This is a genomic window from Pseudomonas aestuarii (genome assembly GCF_027988105.1).
In the GTDB taxonomy this organism is placed as follows: Bacteria; Pseudomonadota; Gammaproteobacteria; order Pseudomonadales; family Pseudomonadaceae; genus Aquipseudomonas; species Aquipseudomonas aestuarii.
This window is the reverse complement of record NZ_JAQJZJ010000009.1, coordinates 38,812-59,331: the sequence shown is the minus strand read 5'-3', so window position 1 is coordinate 59,331 and position 20,520 is coordinate 38,812. Positions and strand designations below refer to the sequence as shown.

15 protein-coding genes are annotated in these 20,520 nt (G+C 61.8%); 2 read left to right on the top strand and 13 right to left on the bottom strand.

Annotated elements, in window-relative coordinates; all coding sequences use genetic code 11:
* Window positions 1-5 precede the first annotated feature (5 nt).
* The gene (locus tag PH586_RS18035) at window positions 6-245 is read left to right on the top strand and encodes a hypothetical protein (RefSeq protein WP_271349139.1); all 240 of its coding nucleotides are present in this window, start codon (window positions 6-8) and stop codon (window positions 243-245) included.
* 238 nt (window positions 246-483) lie between these two features.
* On the opposite strand, the gene PH586_RS18030 is transcribed toward PH586_RS18035, so the two are convergent.
* The 4 genes from PH586_RS18030 to PH586_RS18015 are packed head-to-tail and all read right to left on the bottom strand — an operon-like array spanning window position 484 to window position 9,460.
* Window positions 484-6,246, bottom strand: a complete 5,763-nt coding sequence (locus tag PH586_RS18030; protein ID WP_271349138.1) for an EAL domain-containing protein — start codon at window positions 6,244-6,246, stop codon at window positions 484-486.
* 43 nt (window positions 6,247-6,289) lie between these two features.
* Complete coding sequence (locus PH586_RS18025; protein WP_271349137.1) at window positions 6,290-6,832, bottom strand: response regulator; 543 nt, start codon at window positions 6,830-6,832, stop codon at window positions 6,290-6,292.
* The gene (locus PH586_RS18020) at window positions 6,829-8,172 is read right to left on the bottom strand and encodes an HD domain-containing phosphohydrolase (RefSeq protein WP_271349136.1); all 1,344 of its coding nucleotides are present in this window, start codon (window positions 8,170-8,172) and stop codon (window positions 6,829-6,831) included. The genes PH586_RS18025 and PH586_RS18020 overlap by 4 nt, the downstream gene beginning before the upstream one ends.
* A complete protein-coding gene (locus PH586_RS18015; RefSeq protein WP_271349135.1) occupies window positions 8,165-9,460 on the bottom strand; it encodes an ATP-binding protein in 1,296 nt (431 codons plus the stop codon). The genes PH586_RS18020 and PH586_RS18015 overlap by 8 nt, the downstream gene beginning before the upstream one ends.
* A gap of 159 nt (window positions 9,461-9,619) precedes the next feature.
* Here PH586_RS18015 and PH586_RS18010 point away from each other — a divergent pair, with 159 nt between their 5' ends.
* The gene (locus PH586_RS18010; protein WP_271349134.1) at window positions 9,620-10,318 is read left to right on the top strand and encodes a DUF6901 family protein; all 699 of its coding nucleotides are present in this window, start codon (window positions 9,620-9,622) and stop codon (window positions 10,316-10,318) included.
* 351 nt (window positions 10,319-10,669) lie between these two features.
* Here the strand turns inward: PH586_RS18010 and PH586_RS18005 are convergent, their stop codons facing one another.
* The 9 genes from PH586_RS18005 to ccoG form a co-directional block, all read right to left on the bottom strand.
* On the bottom strand, window positions 10,670-11,488 hold the full coding sequence (locus PH586_RS18005) for an ion transporter (protein WP_271349133.1): 819 nt from the start codon (window positions 11,486-11,488) through the stop codon (window positions 10,670-10,672).
* Window positions 11,489-11,634: 146 nt separating this feature from the next.
* Window positions 11,635-12,183, bottom strand: a complete 549-nt coding sequence (locus tag PH586_RS18000; protein WP_271349132.1) for an adenine phosphoribosyltransferase — start codon at window positions 12,181-12,183, stop codon at window positions 11,635-11,637.
* 71 nt (window positions 12,184-12,254) lie between these two features.
* A complete protein-coding gene (gene fnr, locus PH586_RS17995) occupies window positions 12,255-12,989 on the bottom strand; it encodes a fumarate/nitrate reduction transcriptional regulator Fnr (protein ID WP_271349131.1) in 735 nt (244 codons plus the stop codon).
* A gap of 529 nt (window positions 12,990-13,518) precedes the next feature.
* Window positions 13,519-14,901, bottom strand: coding sequence for an oxygen-independent coproporphyrinogen III oxidase (gene hemN, locus PH586_RS17990; RefSeq protein ID WP_271349130.1), 1,383 nt, complete (start codon window positions 14,899-14,901; stop codon window positions 13,519-13,521).
* Between the two features lie 171 nt (window positions 14,902-15,072).
* The gene (locus PH586_RS17985) at window positions 15,073-15,756 is read right to left on the bottom strand and encodes a sulfite exporter TauE/SafE family protein (protein WP_271349128.1); all 684 of its coding nucleotides are present in this window, start codon (window positions 15,754-15,756) and stop codon (window positions 15,073-15,075) included.
* On the bottom strand, window positions 15,749-15,967 hold the full coding sequence (gene ccoS / locus PH586_RS17980; RefSeq protein WP_271349127.1) for a cbb3-type cytochrome oxidase assembly protein CcoS: 219 nt from the start codon (window positions 15,965-15,967) through the stop codon (window positions 15,749-15,751). Before ccoS ends, PH586_RS17985 begins: the two co-directional genes overlap by 8 nt.
* 96 nt (window positions 15,968-16,063) lie before the next feature.
* Window positions 16,064-18,472, bottom strand: coding sequence for a heavy metal translocating P-type ATPase (locus PH586_RS17975; protein ID WP_271349126.1), 2,409 nt, complete (start codon window positions 18,470-18,472; stop codon window positions 16,064-16,066).
* A gap of 114 nt (window positions 18,473-18,586) precedes the next feature.
* Window positions 18,587-19,093: a FixH family protein gene (locus tag PH586_RS17970; protein WP_271349125.1), complete on the bottom strand. Its 507-nt coding sequence runs from the start codon at window positions 19,091-19,093 to the stop codon at window positions 18,587-18,589.
* 14 nt (window positions 19,094-19,107) lie between these two features.
* The gene (gene ccoG, locus PH586_RS17965; RefSeq protein WP_271349124.1) at window positions 19,108-20,514 is read right to left on the bottom strand and encodes a cytochrome c oxidase accessory protein CcoG; all 1,407 of its coding nucleotides are present in this window, start codon (window positions 20,512-20,514) and stop codon (window positions 19,108-19,110) included.
* Window positions 20,515-20,520: the final 6 nt, after the last annotated feature.

Here is a 20,520-nt window from a genome sequence, read left to right as displayed (position 1 = left end):
CGCCAATGGCCAGTCATGACAATTCCGACATTTCCCTTGACGACCTGGCGCTCGAACCTCTTGCTGAGCAAGTCGGCGAGGAGGTGAGCAAGGGCCGAGCAAAGTACCAGATCGATACGCGCGGTGGCGGCGAACGCCGCAAAATGCAGGAGCGCCGCGCCGATATCCGCTTCCAGGAAGAGCGACGGAGTAACAAGGATCGCCGCGTCGGCAGCAATCCCTGGGCGCCGGGCGTGGATATCTGACTTCAGCAGCAGGCGATTCTTATACCGGAGTCAGCGCTCGGCACCTTGCCCAGCAGCGTACTGGATGAAGACCGGGCAAGCCCTACGCCTGCAGACTGCCCCGAATGACTTCCTGGCTACTCGCCGAGGGTGCTCCCATCTTCTCGGCGAATGCTGGTTGGCCGCCGCTAGCGGGTCAGGAAGCCATGCTGACCTGCGTGGTCAGCAGCGGCTTCGGTGCAACCACCCTGCCGCACTGTCAGTCTATGCGCGGGCTTGGATTATCTGCCGGCGCTGGGGCTGAGTAGTCGTCTTTTGGCTGAGCCAGTACATGGTGTTGGAACGCCTGGGCAACAGTGGCCCGCAATTGCGCGTCGTCCCAGGGTTTGGTCAGGAACTTGTAGATGGCGCCCTGATTGATTGCCTCGGTCACCGATGTCAGGTCGGTATAGCCGGAGAGTACGATGCGGATGGTATCCGGATAGAGATCCTTGACCTGGCTGAAGAACGCGGTGCCGTTCATTTCTGGCATGCGCTGGTCGGAGATGATGACTTGTACCTCGTGCTTTGCCAGGAGGGCGAAGGCATCTTGTGCCCGGCTCGCCGTAAGGATTTGATAGCCGTCGCGCCTGAGTACCCGGGTCAGGGCACGCAGAATATTCTCTTCGTCATCGAGCAGTAGCAGGGTCTGCGCGCCGCTAACGGCAACACTGCCTGGTGCAGGCAGGCGATCCTTGGCGCGCTGCTGCTGAAGGTAAAGTTTCAGCGTCGCCATCGGTAAGGGCTTGGCGAAGTAGTAGCCCTGGAATTCATCGCAGTGGCTTTTCTTCAGGAAGGCGACCTGTTCTTCGGTTTCCACGCCCTCGGCGATCACCTTGAGCTTCAGGTGGTGGGCCATGGAAATGATGCCTTGGGTGATCGCCGCATCATGCCGGTCGCTGATCACATCCTGGATGAAGGAGCGGTCGATCTTGACCTTGCCGATGGGCAGGCGCTTGAGGTAGTTGAGGCTGGAGAAGCCGGTGCCGAAGTCATCGATGGCAATGCGTACGCCCAGGTCTCTCAGGGCGTGCAGGGTGAAGATGGCTCGCTCGGCATTAGCCAACAACACGGTTTCGGTGATTTCCAGCTCCAGCCGTTCTGCCGGCAACAGGGCCTGGGCAAGACAGCTGCGCACGAACTCGACGAAGTTGACGCGTTGGAACTGCACCGGTGAAATATTCACGGCCATGACGGCACCATCGAAGCCTTGATCGAGCAGCACGCGGGCATCGCGACAGGCGGTTTTGAGCACCCACTCGCTGAGCGGAATGATCTGTCCGGTATCCTCGGCGATGGGCACGAATTGCGCCGGCGAAATGAACCCCTGCTCGGCATGCTGCCAGCGCAACAGCGCCTCGTAACCAATCACCCGGCCATTGCGGCTGTCGATCTGCGGCTGGTAGTAGAGTTCGAAGGCTTCGGTGTCGATGGCTTTCTGTATCTCGTTGCGCAAGGTCACCCGCTCGCTGACCTTCTGGTTGAGATCCTCGGTATACCATTGATAGTTGTTGCGGCCTTGCTGCTTGGCTTTGTACATGGCCAGGTCGGCCTGCTGGATCAGTTGCATGGGCTGCTCGATGCTGCCGTCGTTGAGCGTGATGCCGATGCTTGCGGTGATGTGCAGGTCGACGCCGCCGACCGTGTAGGGCCGAGCGATGCTCTCCATGATCCGGTCTGTTACCAGTAGCACATCCTCTTCGCGGGCCAGGTCCGGCAGGATGACGATGAACTCGTCGCCACCAAGACGCGCCACGGTGTCGCCTGGACGTACCTGCAGGTTCATGCGTTGCGCCACTTCGATCAGAATCAGGTCGCCGGCACCGTGACCCATGCTGTCGTTGATCGGCTTGAAACCATCCAGGTCGATGAACATCACGGCCAGGCTGCGCTTGTAGCGGCGGCTGATCTGGCAACCCTGGCTCAGGCGATCCTCCAGCAGCGAACGGTTGGGCAGGCCGGTGAGAACATCGTGGCTGGCGTTGTAGGCCAGTTCGGATTCGTAGCGTTTCTGCTCGGAAATATCGCTCTGTACGCCGATGAAGTGGGTGATATTGCCCTCTTCATCAGGCACTGGGGCGATATACAGGTCGTTCCAGAATGGCGTGCCATCCTTGCGGAAGTTGCGCAGGACCACATGGCTGTCGCGCTTTTCCGCCAGGCCCTGGCGAATTTCGCTGATGCCCGCTTGAGCGTGCTCAGCCCCTTGGAGAAAGCGGCAATTTCGACCGATGACTTCTGCTGCGCTATAGCCGGTAATGCGCTCAAAGGCCGGATTGACGTAGATGATCGGCTGGTCATCGGCCAGCGCATCGCAGATCAGCGCACCGTTGTAGCTGGCCTCCAGGCTGCGCTTGAGCAGGCGCAATTGCTTGTCAGCCTCCTTCTGCGCGGTGATGTCGCGGAAGGCGACCACCCAGCCCTGGGGCGTATCATCATCGAGCAGGGGGGCGCTGTCGTAGGCGATATAACGCTCGCCCAGGGTTGTCAGCGACAGCCTGATCTCGCCGTGGAAACTGCTGGTTCGTTCGTTATGCTCGCTGTCGTTGAGTGCCAGTGGCAGGAAGCTCGCCAGGGCCTGGCCGAGCAGCGTTTGCGCCGGTTGGCCGAGCAGTTCGGCGGCGGTGGGGTTGACGAAGCTCAGCAGGCCCTGGCGATCTACCGCAAGCAGGCCCTCGGCGATGCTGTTGGTGATCGCCGAGGTGAACCCCAGCTGGGTTTTCAGGCGTCGTTCGCCGGTGATCACCGCTTGCATCAGGCGGTTGTTCTCCAATACCGCCACCGCCATCTGGGCAAACTGCTGGGCAATCGCCAAGTCGTCCGGGTTGAACTCGCCGGCGTATTTGTCTGATAACTGCAACAGGCCGAATAGGGTTCCGCTGTGGTCGCTCAGGGGCACAGCAAGCAGGCCGCGCATGGGCAGGTGGTGCTTGTCGGGGCTGCTTAGCTCCGGCCAGCAGGGGTGCTGTTCCAGTTCCGCCTGGCTCAGCAGGGTCGGCTGCTTGGTCTCGCCGGTCAGGCTGCGGATGGCGCTGTCGCCGAACGGGGTGGGGGCGTCATGCCAGGCCGCGTACTTTTCCGAGAGCGAGACGGCATTGATCGACTGTGGCCAGTTGTTGCCCCGGTTCAGGCTCATGGCCGACTGGTGTGCGCCGAGCAGCAGGCGCAGGCGTTCGCTCATGTAGTCCAGCAGTGATTGGGTGCCCATGATGCTGTTGATGTTGACGGCGGTTTCACTCAGGCCGCGCAGCAGTTCGGCCTGGTGTTCGGAGTGCTGCAAGGCTTCGCGCAAGGCACGGGTCATGCGGTTACGTTCGCCGATGTCCTTGGCGATGGCGAACACCCCGACGATCTGCTCGTCGATGATGATCGGCAGGTTGGTGATGTCGACTTCCAAGAGTTGCCCATCACTGTTGCGGCAGCGGACTTCGTAGCTTTGGCTGCCTCCGCTGCTGGCGGAGTCGATGTAGTCCTGGATCAGAGCCAGGTCTTCGTTGTGTACCAGCATCGACATGTGTTGTCCGAGCAGTTGCGCTTCGCTGTAGCCCGATAGCTGGCAGCCCGCCTGGTTCATGCTCTCGAAATTGCCCTTCAGGTCGAACGAGAACACCGGGTTGGGGTTGAAGGTGAACAGTGAACGGTAGCGCTGCTCGCTTGCCTGCAGGCGCAAGCGGTCGTGCTGGCGTTCGATGGCGATGGCGGCCAGCTGGCCAGCGGTGGCCATCAGTTGTAGATCGTGGTCGTTTGGGCCGCCGGGGTGATGGCTGTAGATGGCGAAGGTGCCGAGTACATCGCCGTGGTGGGAGATCAGCGGGATCGACCAGCAGGCACGCAGGTCATGCTCCAAGGCAATGTCACGAAACTCATGCCACAGCGGGTCGCTGCCGATGTCTTCGACGATGACCACTTGGCGGCGATACACGGCGGTGCCGCACGAGCCGACACTGGGGCCGATGGCGATGCCATGCATTGCCTGGTTGAAACGGTCTGGCAGGCTCGGCGTCGCACCATGAATCAGGTGTTTCTGCTGTTTATCGACCAGTAACACCGAGCACAATGTCTCCGGGGCCTGCGTTTGGGCAAGCAGACAGATGGTTTTGAGAATCTCCGGCAGCGCTTGGTCGGTGGAGATCATGCTGAGGATGTCGCGCTGATCCTCGGCGTAGGCTTCGTTGTACACCAGGCGGGTAACGTCGTGGGCCACGGCAAACAGGGTGCGGTCGTTCTCCGACCAGCCTGCGGACCAGAGCAGGTGGACGATGCTGCCATCCTTGCGGCGAGCGCTGTTGCGAAAGCCGTGATGGGATTCGCCCGCCATGATGGCGGCGACCGTGGCCTGAGTACCTTCGCGGTCTTCGGGTGCGATGAGTTGCAAGTAGGGGCGCCCGATCAACTCTTCTGGCGAGTAGCCGAGCACTGTACTGGCGGACGGGCTGAGTTGGGTGAAGCAGCCCTGGGCATCGATCGAGCAGAGCACGTCCATGGAGTAGTCCATGATCCGCTGATTCAGGGCCTGCAGTTCGGCCTGACGGTGCAGGCTCTGCTCAAGCACCCGGTTACTCTGCTGCAGGTGCTTCGAGTGCTCTATGGCCAAAAGGGCCAGGCGTTGACTGACCATGATGACGAGGCTGAAGGCCAGGCCGAACAGCACCACGATCCCGGGCAAGTGGTCGGTGGTCCGACTGCTAGTACTGGCGTCCTGATAGCTGACCAGCTGCCAGTTGTTGGCGGTCGGGCCGAGCATCTTGCTGGCCCCGGTCTCGCTGGGCGGGTAGTCGGTTTTGTCGAACAGCAGATGCTTGCCTTGGTAGACCTGGATGCCGTTGTCATTCGGCATCCTGCCCAGGCTGTCCTGCAGGGCGCGGTTCAGGTCCAGGCTGGCTACCAGCGTCCAGCCAGGCTTGTTCGGCAAGGTCAGGCGGATCGCTATCAGTCCCTGCGGTTGGGTGGCGAGGTCATACGCCTCGCTCATGTGTGGCTTGCCGTCGAGGGGCAGGCGCTCTAGCCATGCGCGCGGGCTGGCTTGGCTGAGCAGGGTGGTCAGTCGTTCGGTTTCTACCTGGCTGCGGCCGAGCAGCCGTTGCGGGCGCAGGTGCTCATCGAGCAGGGCCGTCACGCCGATATCGGCAAAATCGCGCAGCGTGTTGCGGCTCTCTTGTTGCCATTGGGCGTGAGTGGGCAGCTTTTCGTTGACTGTCCAATGTTCCGCTATGCGCTGGATCAGCGAGAGGCGAGTATTCAGGGTGTTGGTGATCGCATTCTGTTGGTTAACCAGCCGCAGTTCGCTTTGTCGGCTGTGCGATTCGATGTTCTGCAGGGTCAGCAGATACCAGACGCTGCAGGTAATGATGGTGCCGAGGGCACCGATCAGGACGGTGCTGCGCAAGAGCAAGTGGCCGCGCTCGGCAGGCAGTTGAGTGATGAAAAGCAGCGCAAGGCCCGTGGACAAGGCGAACAGATTGGCCGGGCGGCTGATGCTGGTGTTGAAACCCAGGCGCCAGGCATCGAACTCCGGCAGCCAGGATGACAGCAGCGACAGGCCGGCTAACACCAGCACTGCGCATCCGAACACACAGTTCAGGCGCTTGGCTTTGCTGCCCCACTGGCTGAGCAGCAGGCCAAAGGCGAGCAGGCAGAACAGCAGGGCCAGGGAGCTGCGCATGCGCTTATAACCGCTGACCAGCGATTGGCCTTGCTCCGAACTGCCGCTTAGCAGGTTGTGCGCCAGGCTGTAGAGCGCCAGTCCGAGCAGCAGGCTGAGGGTTAAGTTGGCCAGCCGGGGCTTTTGCTGGATGCAGCCCAGCAGTCCAAGTCCGAGCAGCAGTCCGGCCAGGGCACTGTCCGGCAGGAGCACAACCTGGGCCGTATTGGGCTGCCACCAGAACAGATAATCCAGCAGGCTGATGCCGCTGAGGGCCAGAATGCAGAAGGCCAGAATATGCAGATAGGCCTGGTAGATCAGATGGCGGGTCTTGATGTCCATCCTCGCGTCCTTATCGATCTGCGCTGGGTAGCGCGGATGATCATCAGTTGGCTTGTGCGTCGTCCAGTTCGTCGATCAGCACTGAACCATCGCTGTCGCGGCGTACGCGGGTAAGGCCTGGGTGTTCGACTTCCAGGCGCAGCAATTCCTGTTGCTGGCGATCAATGGCGCTTTGCTGCTGGCGCACCTGCATAAGCAAGCGCTGGTTTTCATCGCGCAGGAGAAACAGATCGATGGCGCCGCGCAAAGCGACTTCGATCTCGAAGTCCTCCCAGGGCTTGGAGATGAAACGGTAGACCTCCGCCTGGTTGATCGCCTGCATCATCGAATTGCGGTCGCAATGGCCGGTCAGCAATATGCGCATGGCATTGGGCTGACGCTGCTTGGCAAATTGCAAGTAGGTGACGCCGTCCAGGTGCGGCATCTTGAAGTCGGAGACGATCACCGCGTACTCATGCTCGGTCAGCGCATCCAGGGCTTCCTGTACCTCGCTGAAGGCATGCACTTCCCAGTCGTGAGGGCGCAGCACCCGCTGCAGCGCCTTGAGTATCTGCGGTTCGTCATCCAGCAGTTGAATCTTGATCATGGCGTCTTCTCCGTGGCAACCGTGGCATCCTCAGCGGTGCGGACAAACAGGGTGTAGTGGCCACTTTCACTGGCTTCGAAGGCGAGCAGCTTGTCGATTAAAAGAGCGGTCAGCGGCTTGCCCTCATTGAGCAACAACATGCCGTTGTCGGCGTGCAGGTTGCGCGCCAGCACCATGCCAGGCTCCAGGCGGCGGGTGTCCAGGGCGAGAATGCTCGGGTCGGCGAGGGTGATGTCCGGTGCCAGTTCGGTGCACAGGCTGATGAATTGCTTGCACAATTGCGGATCGTAGAGGCGCCCGCTGTATTTGTTGATCAGCAGCAGGGCTTCATCGCGGTTTAACCGGCGCTCGAGAATGCTACCGCGCTGCAATTCGATGAAATCCACGGCCAGTTTCAGCAGGCGTGAGCCAAAAGGCGTGGCTTCGCCCTTGAGGTGGTCGGGGAAGCCACTGCCGTCCCAGCGCTCCTGATGATGGCGGATCAGGCGGGCCGCATCCTGCAGGGGTTCCAGGGTCATCAGCAGGCTCTCACCCTGAACCGGGTATTCTCGGTAGCGATCGCGCTCCTGCTTGTACAGCAGGTCGGAAGGGCGACTGAGCAGTTGATCGTCCCAGGTCAGCTTGCCGATATTGTAGAGCGCGGCGGCCATGGTCAGGTCGTTGCTGGGGGCTGCGTCGAGGCCGTGCAATTCGGCATAGGCGCGCACCAGGGCAATGATTTGAGTATTGGTCTGCTTGTCCTTGGGGATGCGTTGGTTGACCAGGCTGGAGAACACCTCGGTTGCCGTGACATAGCTACGCTTGAGTTCCTCGTATGCCAGATCGAGCATGTCGGCGGTCTGTTCCAGCTCGGCGGTGCGCGCCATGACCCGCTGTTCCAGGGTTTCGTTGAGTTCCTGCAGGCGCTGGTTCTGTTCCAGGTTCAGCGCTTCCAGGCGCACACGCTCGCGCTCCGAGTGTTGGTGGGCCAGGGCTTGGCGAATGGTCAGGCGCAGTTCGTCGTCGTCCCAGGGCTTGCTGATGTAGCGGTAGATCTGCCCTTGGTTGATGGCGCGGATGGTGGTGCTGATGTCGGCATAGCCGGTGAGCAGGATGCGTATGCTCGAGGGCCAGTGTTTCTGCACTTCGGCCAGCAGGGCCGCGCCATCCATGCCCGGCATGCGGGCGTCTGAAATAACCAGGTCGATTGGTTGGCCGCGCAGTATTTGCAACGCCTGCTCGCCGCCGTTGGCGATCTGCACGTTGTAGGCTTCGCCCCTGAGCACACGGCGTAGGCTGCTAAGAATGTTCTCTTCATCGTCGACCAGAAGGACGCTGGCGATGCTGTTCGGTTCATTCATGGTGAACGGCGCCCTCCTTGACCTGTGACTGTGCTGGCTGTCGGGCCGGCAACCAGACTCGGAAGCGCGTGCCCTGGCCTGGCGTGCTGAAGACCTCCATGCGGCCATTGTGCTTGTTCACGATGTTATATGACAGCGACAAGCCCAAGCCGGTGCCTTTGCCTACCGGTTTGGTGGTGAAGAAGGGTTCGTAGATACGGTTGAGCAGGTGCGGTGCGATGCCTTGGCCGGAATCTTCCACTTCCAGCCAGACCCAATCGCCTTCGTGCCCGCTGCGCAGGGTGATGCGGCCGAAGTGCTCGATGGCATGGGCGGCGTTGACCAGCAGGTTCATCATGACCTGGTTGATTTGCGAGGGCATGCATTCCACCGCAGGCAGCTGGCCGTAATCCTTGACCACTTCGGCCTTGTACTTGAGTTCGTTGTTGACCACGCTGAGGGTGGTGTCGAGGCCGCGATGCAGGTCGGCGAAGCGGAATTCATCCTCCTCGAAGTGGGAAAAATCCTTGAGCGCGGTAATGATCTTCTTGACCCGCTCGATACCATCCTCGGATTCGCCGATCAGCGCCTCGACATCGCTGCGGATATAGTCATATTCCAAGCTGCGCTTGAGCTGGCGCAGCTCCTCCAGACTGACCGCGCCATCCACCGCATCGATGATGCGCAGCAGGTCATGGACGTACCCGGCGAGGGTCTGCAGATTGGAAAATACATAACCGATCGGGTTGTTGATCTCGTGCGCCACGCCCGCAGCGAGCTGGCCGATGGCCGCGAGTTTTTCCGATTGCATGAGCTGGGCATTGGCTTGTCCCAGCTTGGTGATCAGCAGTTCCTGCTCGACTTGCTTGTTGCTCAGGGTATGCAGGGCGGCATCCAGCTGCTTGTTGTCGCGGGCAAGTGCGCTGCTGTCGTACAGCAGCAAACCCAGCAGCGGCTGGTCATCGCTGCGCTTGAATGGAAACAGCAGGGTGGTTTGTAGTGCCAGCGGGGCCGTTTTCCCGGACATGTCAAATGGCAGATGAATCAGGTAGGTGGGGGGGAGCCACTCGGTGTAGACGTGCTCGCCATGATCGCGGGCCGAGACCAGCATCTGGCTCAGGCAGGGGGTGTCGGCTTCCGGGAAGATCAGGGTCAGCGGCTGTTTTCGCGCCTGCTCAAGTGCCTTGCCGCTACACTGGGTGACGAAGCTGTTCCAGTATTGAACACGCAACTCGGCATCGAGGATGATCACGCCGATTTCGATTCGCTCAACCAGAGCGGAGGCCAATTCACGTTGTCTGCTATCCATGGCGAACTCCGCTGGGCTATCCGGCCGTAAGTTATTCGTTTTGCCTGGGTTGCGCTTGGTTATTTGGTCTTAGGACTTTATTTTGACGTCGAAATTATGGCGGCGCTGGCCCTTCACTGCCACACTAATTTTTAATCACCCTGCCACTCAGGTTAGTCCATGGCGCAGCCAGCAACGGATGATTCGCTCATCCACTATCACTTCGAGTTTGCCGACGGCCGCAGTTGGCAGCACAAGGTTGATTTGGCGGCGCCCCCCGGCGCGCCAGACGCGGATCCTCCAGACTGGGCGCGCCTTGAATTCCAGCAATGCGGTCATTGCCCGCTGCGTGATGCAGACACGCCCTACTGTCCCTTCGCCGTAGCATTGGTCAAGCCTGTCGAGGTGCTGGCGCAAATGCCGTCCTATGAGGAGGTGGCGGTGCGTGTGCTGTGGCGGGGCCGGGATATCCGTCAGCGAACCTCGTTGCAGCGTGCTTTCGGTTCACTGCTGGGTGTGCTTGGCGCCGCCTCGGGCTGTCCACACACGCGACAGCTCAAAGCCATGGCCTGGTTCCACCTGCCGTTCAGCGGTACCGACGAAACACTGTACCGGGTGTTCGGCACCTACTTGCTTGGCCAATACCTGCGCCAGCAGCGGGGCATGAGTGCGGACTGGTCGCTGAGTGACTTGCGCGAGGTGTATCGCAACTTGCGCCAGGTCAATCTGGGTATGACAGCCCGCCTGCGCGCAGCGGCCGGCGAAGATTCGGGGCCCAATGGCATGATCCTGCTCGACTTGCTGGCGGCCGATACCCTGTATTTCCTGGATCAGTACGAGGGCGAACTGGATCGTTTCTTCGAGGCGTTTTTCGAGTAGATCCGGGTGGGGGAGAGGAAGCCGGGCGCGATCAAAAGCGAGGATCGTAGGCTGGGTTAGCCGCCCAACGATCCCCTGCTGAGGCAGCAGGCTGTGCGTGGCGCACCCATCATTGGTGCGTGAGGTCTGCGCTCGGAGCTTGGCTTTCTGGATTAAGGGTGCATGCACGAAGCCTCCGGCTCAACACGCCGGGTAACCCGACATGGCGTCAGCAGGTACACCGCAACCATGGGTTACACCGCGCATAACATGCAGTTTTGTCACGCATCGTCTCGGCGGCTAACCCATCCTACGGACTTGCAGGGGCATGAAGGCCGTGCGAACCGCTCCTGCAGGGGGGGGGGCGTCGGGTCAGGATCTGGGCTGGCGCAGTTCGGCGATGTCTGCGCGCAGGGCTTTCAGTTCATCGAGCAGCAATTGTTCGGTTTTCGAGGGTGGCGCCTGGAGGGCTTCCTGATCGTGGGTGGCTTGCATGGCATTGACCACTACCGCGATGAACAGGTTGAGCATCATGAAGGTGGCGATCAGGATGAAGGGCAGAAAGTACATCCAGGCCAGCGGAAACTGTTCCATCACCGGGCGTACGATACCCATCGACCAGCTTTCCAGGGTCATCACCTGGAACAGGGTATAGAGGCTGGCACCGAGGCTGCCGAACCATTGCGGAAAAGCCTCGCCGAACAGTTGGGTAGCCATTACCGCCGCCACGTAGAACACCAGGCCGAGGAGCATGGCGATGCTGCCCATGCCCGGCAGCGAAGACAGCAGAGCCTGCACCACCCGGCGCATGTTCGGGTTGATCGAGATCAGCCGCAAAACTCGCAAAACCCGCAGTGCGCGTAGCACGGCGAATGGGCCGCTGGCTGGCACCAGGGCGATGCCCACCACCAGGCAATCGAATACCGCCCAGGGGTCGCGCAGCAGGCTCGCGCCGCGGGCAATGAAGCGCAGTGCCAGTTCGAGGATGAATATAGCGAGTATCAGCTTGTCCAGTGCCTGCAGCAGGCTGCCCCAGTCGACCATCAGGCGTGGCGAGGTTTCCATGCCGAGAATTGCCGCATTGAGGATGATCAGGGTGGTCACCAGGCGGGTGATGCCTGGGCTTTCCATTCGTTCGGCCAGGCGCTCGCGCCAAGTGCCGTAGCTCGGGGTCAGGATATTTTCGGGCATGATTAACAGACCGTTGAAAAATGTAGGCGAGGCAGCCAAGACAAGGCAAAAATGGCCGAAAAAGCGGAGTTTACGTGTTGTAAATGAGCATTTTGAGGCAATTTTTAACGCAGTATTGGCAACGTAGGTAGTTTTTCAACGGCCTGTTAGCGGTCGTCGAGGGCGAAGGCGGTGAGGGTAAAGGTTGGAATGCCGATGTCTTGCAGTTTTTCCGAGCCGCCCAGTTCAGGCAGGTCGATGATCGCGGCGGCTTCATAAATGCTTGCGCCCATGCGCCGCACCAGTTGCGCGGCCGCCAGCAGGGTGCCACCGGTGGCGATCAGGTCGTCGAACATGAGTATTTGGTCGCCTTCGCAGAGGCTATCGGCGTGCACTTCGAGAAAGGCCTCGCCGTATTCGCTCTGGTAGCTCTCGCGCAGCACGTCGCCAGGCAGTTTGCCCTGCTTGCGAAACAGGATCAGCGGCTTGTTCAGTTCATAGGCCATGATCGAGCCAATCAGGAAGCCGCGGGCGTCGAGGGCGCCGATATGGCTGAACTCGGCTTCGACGTAGCGCTGGATAAAGCTGTCGGCGACCATGCGCAGGGCGCGTGGCGATTGCAGCAGCGGGGTGATGTCACGAAAAATCACCCCGGGCTTGGGGAAGTCGGCGACCGGGCGGATCAAGGTTTTGATACTGAATTCGTCGAAAATCATGGTGAGGCTCCTGTCTCTGCCTGAAGTGAAGGCAAGTCGCCAGCGGTTGGCGACCGACGTTCATGCTTCGGTCAGCCGTCGAGGTTGCCACCGGCCAGGGCGCACAGCTCGATGGGGTCGAGAATATGCACCGACTTGCCTTCGGCTTCGAGCAACTGGTTCTGCTGGAAGCGGGTAAATACACGGGAGACGGTTTCCACCGCAAGGCCTAAATAGTTACCAATTTCGTTGCGTGACATGGCCAGGCGAAACTGGTTGGGTGAAAAGCCCCTGGCGCGGAAACGGGCAGACAGGTTGACCAGAAAGGTGGCGATACGTTCGTCGGCGGTTTTCTTCGACAGCAGCAGCATCATCTGCTGATCGTCACGGATTTCCCGGCTCATCACCCGCATCAGCTGGCGCCGCAGTTGTGGCAGCACAATCGACAGCTCATCGAGCCTTTCAAAGGGGATTTCACAGACCGAAGTGGTCTCCAGCGCTTGCGCGGAGACCGGGTAGGTCTCGGTGTCCATGCCGGACAGGCCGACCAGTTCGCTGGGCAGGTGGAAGCCGGTGATCTGTTCTTCGCCACTGTCGCTCAAGCTGAAGGTCTTCAGGGCGCCGGAACGCACGGCGAACACCGAATCGAAGACATCGCTTTGGCGAAACAGGAACTCGCCTTTCTTCAGCGGGCGGCCACGCTTGACGATTTCGTCCAGCGAGTTCATGTCTTCCAGATTCAGTGAAAGCGGCAGGCACAAGGTTGCCAGGCTGCAATCCTTGCAATGAGCTTGATGTGGCGTATGCAGCTTGATGCTTCCGGACATCGGCGTCGATTCCTAGGTAAAACACGCAATGCTCGTAAGGTTACAGCAGGGTGGCGGCCTCAGCCAGTCGAGGAAAGTCTTAATCGGTTCGCGGAATGCGGCTTTACAGTGCCGGCAAATGACCGCTCGTCTGGGTTTGCCGCTAAATCGCGACAGCTCCGGCTGTCACTCTTGAGGACTGCATTCGCCGCGCGGGCGCGATCCCCATGAATGTGGGGATGCCCCAGGCCTGGGGGCGCCCCATGGCTGGAGAGGCGAGGAAAAGTGCCGGGAGCATTTTCGGACACGGGCGCGGCGGCCTGCAGGGGGCTGCGCGCGCTGGAGTCCACGGATGGATAGGTTGATCGATCAGGTCGCCAGCAGGCCGTTGAAAAACAACTGCGCTTGGCTATGCGGCGTTGAATTCGGCCTCGCGTGCGAGCCCAGGCTAGGCGGCCCCATCAAAATGCAAATTTACAACCCGTAAACTGCGCCTTTTGGTTGATTTCGCCTTGCCTAGCCGTCGCTCGTTACATTTTTCAACGGTCTGCTAGATCACCCGCGAGAAGCGCTGCTGACTGTTCTGATTGAGGTGGTGATCGAACAGCATGCACAGTGAGCGCGCCAGTAGGCGACCGGCTGGGCGCACGTCGATGCCTGTAGCGCTGAGGTCGATCAGGTCGTCCCGGGCCATTTGCTCCAGTTGTGGCCAGATCTCGGCAAAGTAGCCGCGGAACTGGATGCCGTGGGCCTGCTCGATCTCGGCAAAGTTCACGCAGAAATGGCAGATCAGCTGCTGAATCACCGCGCGCCGTACGCGGTCATCGGCATTGCAGTGCAGCCCACGCTGGGTGGCCAGTTGGCCACTGCCCAGGGTCTGCTGGTACTGGCCCAGTTCGCTGTCGTTCTGGCAGTAGAGGTCACCGATCTGGCTGATGGCCGATACGCCGAGACCGATCAGGTCGCAATGGCCGTGGGTGGTGTAGCCCTGGAAGTTGCGCTGCAGGCGGCCGTCTTCCTGGGCGCTGGCCAGTTCGTCATCGGCCAGGGCAAAGTGATCCATGCCGATATACCGGTAACCCGCTGCGCTGAGCTGGGCGATGCTGCCCTGCAATATCGCCAGTTTGTCTGCCGGGCTGGGCAGATCGCTGCTGTCGATGCGGCGTTGTGGCATGAACCGTTCGGGCCGGTGAGCGTAGTTGAAGAGCGCCAGTCGGTCGGGCTGCAGGGCGATGATCTCGTCCAGGGTCAGGGCGAAGCCTTGCGGGGTCTGCCTGGGCAGGCCATAGATCAGGTCGATATTGACCGAACGGAATTGCAGGGTGTGGGCGGCTTCGACGATGGAGCGGGTTTCTTCCAGGGTTTGTAGGCGATTGACTGCACGCTGCACCGCCGGATCGAGGTCTTGCACGCCGAGACTGATCCGATTGAAACCCAGTTCGCGGAGCAGGCCCATGGTCGACCAGTCGGCTTCACGTGGGTCGATCTCGATGCTGTAGTCGCCGGAGTCGTCATCCAGCAGGTTGAAGTGCTGGCGCAACTGGCTCATCAGGTGACGCAGTTCGTCATGGCTGAGAAACGTCGGAGTGCCGCCGCCAAAGTGCAGCTGTTCGACGCGCTGGCGACGATCGAGGTGGTGGCCGATGATGGCCATCTCGTGTTCCAGCGCCCGCAGATAGGGCTGGGCGCGCCCGCGATCCTTGGTAATTACCTTGTTGCAGGCGCAGTAGTAGCAGACGTGCGCGCAGAAGGGCACATGCACATAGAGTGACAGCGGGCGCAATTCCTTGCGGCTTTCGCGCAGCGCGTGCAGCAGTTCGAATGAGCCGATGCCGCTGTGCATCTGCCCGGCGGTGGGGTAGGAGGTGTAACGCGGCCCGGCCTGATCGTAGCGGCGGATCAGGTTTGTATCCCAGTGGATGGTGTCAAACATACGGGTAATCCCCGATCCAGCTATCAATGCCGGGAGTCTATGCAAGCGTGCTTTTGAGCGTCTTGACCTGTGTCAACGGGAGTTCGGGGTGGGGCAAGGCCACCGGGATCGGGGCTGAGACGCACGTGGGTCAGGCAGAACAGCCACCTCATCGGCTTTCCGGTTAATGCCTCAATGCCCCATCAGCCAGTGCTGATGCGGACCGGGCAGGGTCCAGAGGCCGAAGAGGATTACCAGGAGGCCGCCCGCCATGCGCACGCCCTGTTTGCGCAGCAACGCAGTCACGTGTTCGGCCGCCATGCCGGTGGCCAGTAACACCGGCAGGGTGCCGATGCCGAACGCCAGCATCAGCGCGGCGCTGTCGAGCGCATCCCCCTGGCTTGCCGCCCAGAGCAGGGTGCTGTAGACCAGGCCGCACGGCAGCCAGCCCCACAGGCCACCGAGGAACAGGGCGCGCAGCAGGCTGGTGACCGGCATGAAGCGCCGGGTCAGTGGTTGAATATAGCGCCACAGGCCGCGTCCCAGTGCTTCGATGCGGGTCAGGCCGCTCCACCAGCCGGCCAGATACAGGCCCATGGCGATCAGCAGCAGCGCGGCGACAACCCGTAACAACATGGCCGCCGGGCTGCTGGCCAGGGCCCAGCCGGCCATGCCGAGGAGCAGGCCGGCGAGGGTATAGCTGAAAATTCGCCCGACGTTGTAGGCGAGCAATAACTGTAAGCGTTGTGCGCGCTGCTCAACCGGTATGGCCAGGGTCAGTGCGCCCATCAGGCCGCCGCACATGCCCAGGCAGTGGCCGCCGCCGAGCAGGCCGAGGATCAGGGCAGACAGCAGCAGGGGCGCCAGCTCAAGCACGGGGCGGCTCCTCTCCGTCGCTTGGTTCGTCGGGATTTTGCGCTTGGCTGACGCCGGCCTTGTGCATGGGGTCGTCGTCGTCGAACAGGATGCTGTGGGCCGGGCCGTCGAGGTCATCGTACTGGCCGCTGTCGACGGCCCAGAAGAACAGCCAGATGGCGAAGCCGACCAGGACAATGGCCACCGGGATCAGGATGTAGAGCGCGGGCATGGGGGCTCCGGGGCCAATAAAAAAACGGGGTAGGTTGGGCTGTGTTGCGCGAAGCCCAACATGCTCAATCTGACGGCTTCGTTCCTCGGCAGCAACCTACGGATTGGGGCTGCGGGTCAAGCGCAGGGCATTCAGCACCACCAGCAGCGAGCTGAGCGACATGCCCAGCGCGGCCCAGATCGGCGTGATCCAGCCGATGGCGGCGAACGGCAGCACCAGGCCATTGTATAGGCTGGCCCAGACCAGGTTCTCGATGATGATCTTGCGGGTGCGCCGGGCCAGGCTGAAGGCCTGTATCAGGCTGCTCAAGCGGTTGGACAGCAGCACCGCATCGGCGCTGGTTTTCGCCAGGTCGGTGGCGCTGCCCATGGCCACGCTGATATCGGCGCCGGCCAGCACCGGCACGTCGTTGACCCCGTCACCGAGCATCAGCACCCGGCGACCCTGTTCATGCAATTTGTGCAGCTCAGCCAGTTTGGCGTCGGGAGTCATGCCGCCGCGGGCGTCCTCGATGCCCAGCTGGCGCGCCACTTCACCGACCATCGGCGAGTTGTCGCCCGAGAGCAGCAGCACCTGCCAGCCGCGCGCGCGGCAGGCCGCGAGCAGGGCGGGGGCGTCGTCGCGCAGGTGGTCATCGAGGACGAACCAGGCGAGCGGGCCCCGGTTGTCGCCCAGCAACAGCCACTGGCCCTGTGCGCCGGGAATCGCCGGCGCCGCCTGGCCACTCAACTGGCTGACGAAATCGGGCTGCCCAATACGCAGTTGGCGTCCATCGACCAGGCCCTGCAAGCCCAGCCCGGGAATACTGTCGACCTGCTCGGCGGCCTGGGCGGCGCGGCCAAAAGCGCGGGCGATCGGGTGCTCCGAGCGGTTCTCCAGGGCGGCGGCCAGGGCCAGGCAGGCATCGCTGTCCAGCGCGCCGAGCGGATGGATGGCGCTCAGGGTCAGGCGGCCCTCGGTCAGGGTGCCGGTCTTGTCGAAGATCACCGTGTCGATCTGGTTGAGGCCTTCCAACACATGGCCCCGGGTCAGCAGCAGGCCGAGCTTGTGCAGGCTGCCGGTGGCGGCGGTCAGGGCCGTCGGGGTGGCGAGGGCGAGGGCACAGGGGCAGGTGGCGACCAGCAGGGCCAGCACTATCCAGAAGGCACGCGAGGAATCGATCTGCAGCCAGGCCAGGCCGACCACGGCGGCGGCCACCAGCACGATCAGCAGGAACCACTGCGCCACCTGGTCGGCGATCTCCGCCAGGCGTGGCTTCTCGCTTTGCGCACGCTCGAGCAGGCGGACGATGGCCGACAGCCGGGTGGCATCGCCAAGCGCCTGCACCTCGACCGTCAGCGGCCCTTCGACGTTGAGGGTGCCGGCGGTCACGCTGTCGCCGACGCCGCGTGGTTGCGGCAGGTATTCGCCAGTCAGCAGCGATTCGTCGACGCTCGACTGGCCACTGAGAATGCGGCCATCGGCTGGTAGCAGGGCGCCGGGCGGCACCAGTACCTGTTCGCCTGTGCGCAGTTCGCTGAGCAGGATCCGCTGGCTCTGGCCATCGGCATCCAGGCGCAGGCAGGAAGCCGGGAGCAGATTGACCAGTTGCGCAGTGGCGGCCGCCGTGCGTTCGCGGGCGCGGCGCTCCAGGTAGCGGCCGGTGAGCAGGAACAGGGCAAACATGCCGACTGCATCGAAATACAGTTCGCCCTGGCCGCTGACGGTCGACCAGATGCCGGCGACATAGGCGCCGCCGATGGCCAGGGATACCGAGACGTCCATGGTCAGGTGGCGGGTGCGCAGGTCGCGCAGGGCGCCGCGGAAGAACTGTCCGCAGCAATAGAAGACGATCGGGGTGGTCAGGAACAGGCTGACCCAGCGCAGGATAATGTCCAGCTCGGGGCTGAGGTCGATGTTGAATTCCGGCCAGGTGGCCATGGTCGCCATCATCACCTGCATCCACAGCATGCCGGCCACGCCCAGTTCGCGCATGGCCCGGCGATTTTCCCGTTGCAGCTGCTCGGCGGCGGCGTCGGCCTGCCAGGGATGTGCGGCATAACCGATCTTGCGCAGCTCCTTGAGCAGCTGGCTGAGCGGCAGCTGACTATCGGCCCAGCGCACCTGCAGGCGGTGGTTGGACAGGTTGAGGTGAGCCTCGGCAATGCCTGGCACATCGCGCAGGTGCTTCTCGATCAGCCAGCCGCAGGCGGCGCAACTGATGCCTTCGATCAGCAGGCAGGTTTCGCTGAGCTCGCCGTGCTGTTCGACAAAGGGCTGCTGCACGTCGGCGCGGTCATACAGCGCCAGCTCATCGGGCAGGGCCTGCGGCAGGCTTTGCGGGTTGGCGGCGCTTTCGCTGCGGTGCTTGTAGTAGTGCTCCAGCCCGCCGGCGACTATGGCCTCGGCTACCGCCTGACAGCCTGGGCAGCACATGGCGCGAGTCTCGCCCAGCACCTGGGCGAGAAAGCGGCTTCCGGCAGGAACCGGCAGGCCACAGTGGTAACAGGGGGTTGGGCTAGCCATGGGGGCGGAGTCGGGTACCTGGCGTTGCTTTAAAGCCTGCTAGCGGTGGTAGCGATGGGGTACGGGCTGTACGCCGAGCCGTTTCACCGGTAGCGATGGTGTCGCGACCGCACACTACTGGGTATCCCCCAGTCGGATGGTCTTGCCGCTTTCCAGGGTTTTCTCTTCGAACAGGCGCCAGTCCTTGCCGCCTTCCTGGCCGATCAGTTCGACGAAGCGCCGGCCTTGCACCGCATCCTGCATCTGCCCGCGGTAGAGGCCTTGGCCTTGCGGCTGCAGGACGATTCGGCGGTCGCGCTCCGGTTGGGTCGGCGAGATCAGGTTCAGCACCAGTTGCGCCGGGCCGCTATTGCCGCGCAACTGCAAGTGGGCAACGCCGCTCTCGTCGTCGAGGTCGAGGGAAGCGCTCAGTTGCAATTGCACGGCCAGGGATTCGCGCTCCAGCGACTGGTTGATGCCTTTGCCGACATCGTAATAGTCGTCGGAGATCAACCCTGGCGGATTGCGGGTGGCAATGGTCAGCAGAGTCAGCCCTTGCACGACCGAATAACCCAGCAGGGCAATGAGGAACCAGGGCCAGAACTGCTTGAACCAGGGTTTGATCGGTGCTTCGTCAGACATGCTTGGCCTTTTGATCAGCGGACGCTCGGGCCGATAAAGCGGCTGGCAGCGTCGTTGTTGATGCTCGCATCATCCGCGGAGCGGATGTGGAACATGATTTCATTGGTGCTGGACGGCAGTTTTTCCGGCTCGATCGACAGCTCGACCGGTAGCGACAACACTTCACCGGCGAGGGCCTTGATTTCACGCTTGCCTTCGTAGACCAGGCCGTCGAGGCCATCGGCTGCGATCAGGAAGGTGACCGGTTGCTGGGCCTTGTTCATGATCTTCAGGGTGTAGACGTTCTCGATTCGGCCTTCCTCGTTCTCGCGGTAGAGCACGCGATCCTTGAGTACGTCCAGCTCGACCAGCGAGCGGCTGGCCACGGCCCAGGCGAAGACTGCCATCATCGCCAGCAGGGCGATGGCGTAGCCGATCAGGCGCGGGCGGACCAGCTGGGTCTTCTGTCCCGACAGGTTGTGTTCGGTGGTGTAGCTGATCAGCCCTTTCGGGTAGTTCATCTTGTCCATGATGCTGTCGCAGGCGTCGATGCAGGCGGCACAGCCAATGCACTCGATCTGCAGGCCGTCGCGGATGTCGATGCCGGTCGGGCAGACATGCACGCACATCTTGCAGTCGATGCAGTCGCCCAGGCCTTGGGCTTTGTAGTCGGCATCGCGTTTGCGCGGGCCGCGCTGCTCGCCGCGACGTGGGTCGTAGGACACGATCAGGGTGTCCTGGTCGAACATCACGCTCTGAAAGCGCGCATAGGGGCACATATAGATGCACACCTGCTCACGCAGATAGCCGGCGTTGCCGTAGGTCGCCACGGTGAGGAAGCCGACCCAGAACAGTGCCCAGCCGCCGGCCTCGAGGGTGAAAATGGCGGGAATCAGTTCGCGGATCGGCGTGAAATAGCCGACGAAGGTGATCGCCGTGATTAGCGATACACCGGCCCAGATACCGTGCTTGGCCAGTTTGCGCAGGAATTTCTGCGCAGTCATCGGTGCTTTGTCGAGTTTCATGCGTTGGTTGCGATCACCTTCGGTGACCTTTTCCGCCCACATGAACACCCAGGTGAATACGCTTTGCGGGCAGGTGTAACCGCACCAGACGCGGCCGGCATAGACGGTGATGAAGAACAGGCCGAAGGCGGCGATGATCAATATGGCCGACAGCAGGACGAAATCCTGGGGCCAGTAGGTGGCGCTGAGGATATGGAATTTGCGCTCTGGCAGGTTCCACCAGACGGCTTGACGGCCATTCCAGGTCAACCAGACAGTGCCGAAATAGAGGAGGAACAGCAGTGCGCCGCCGAGCATGCGCAAATTGCGGAAGATGCCGGTGAAGGAGCGGGTGTAGATTTTTTCGCGATTGGCGTAGAGGTCGACGGTGTCGACCTTGTCCGGGGTAACGTCTTTAACAGGAATCTGCGTACTCATCAGTGT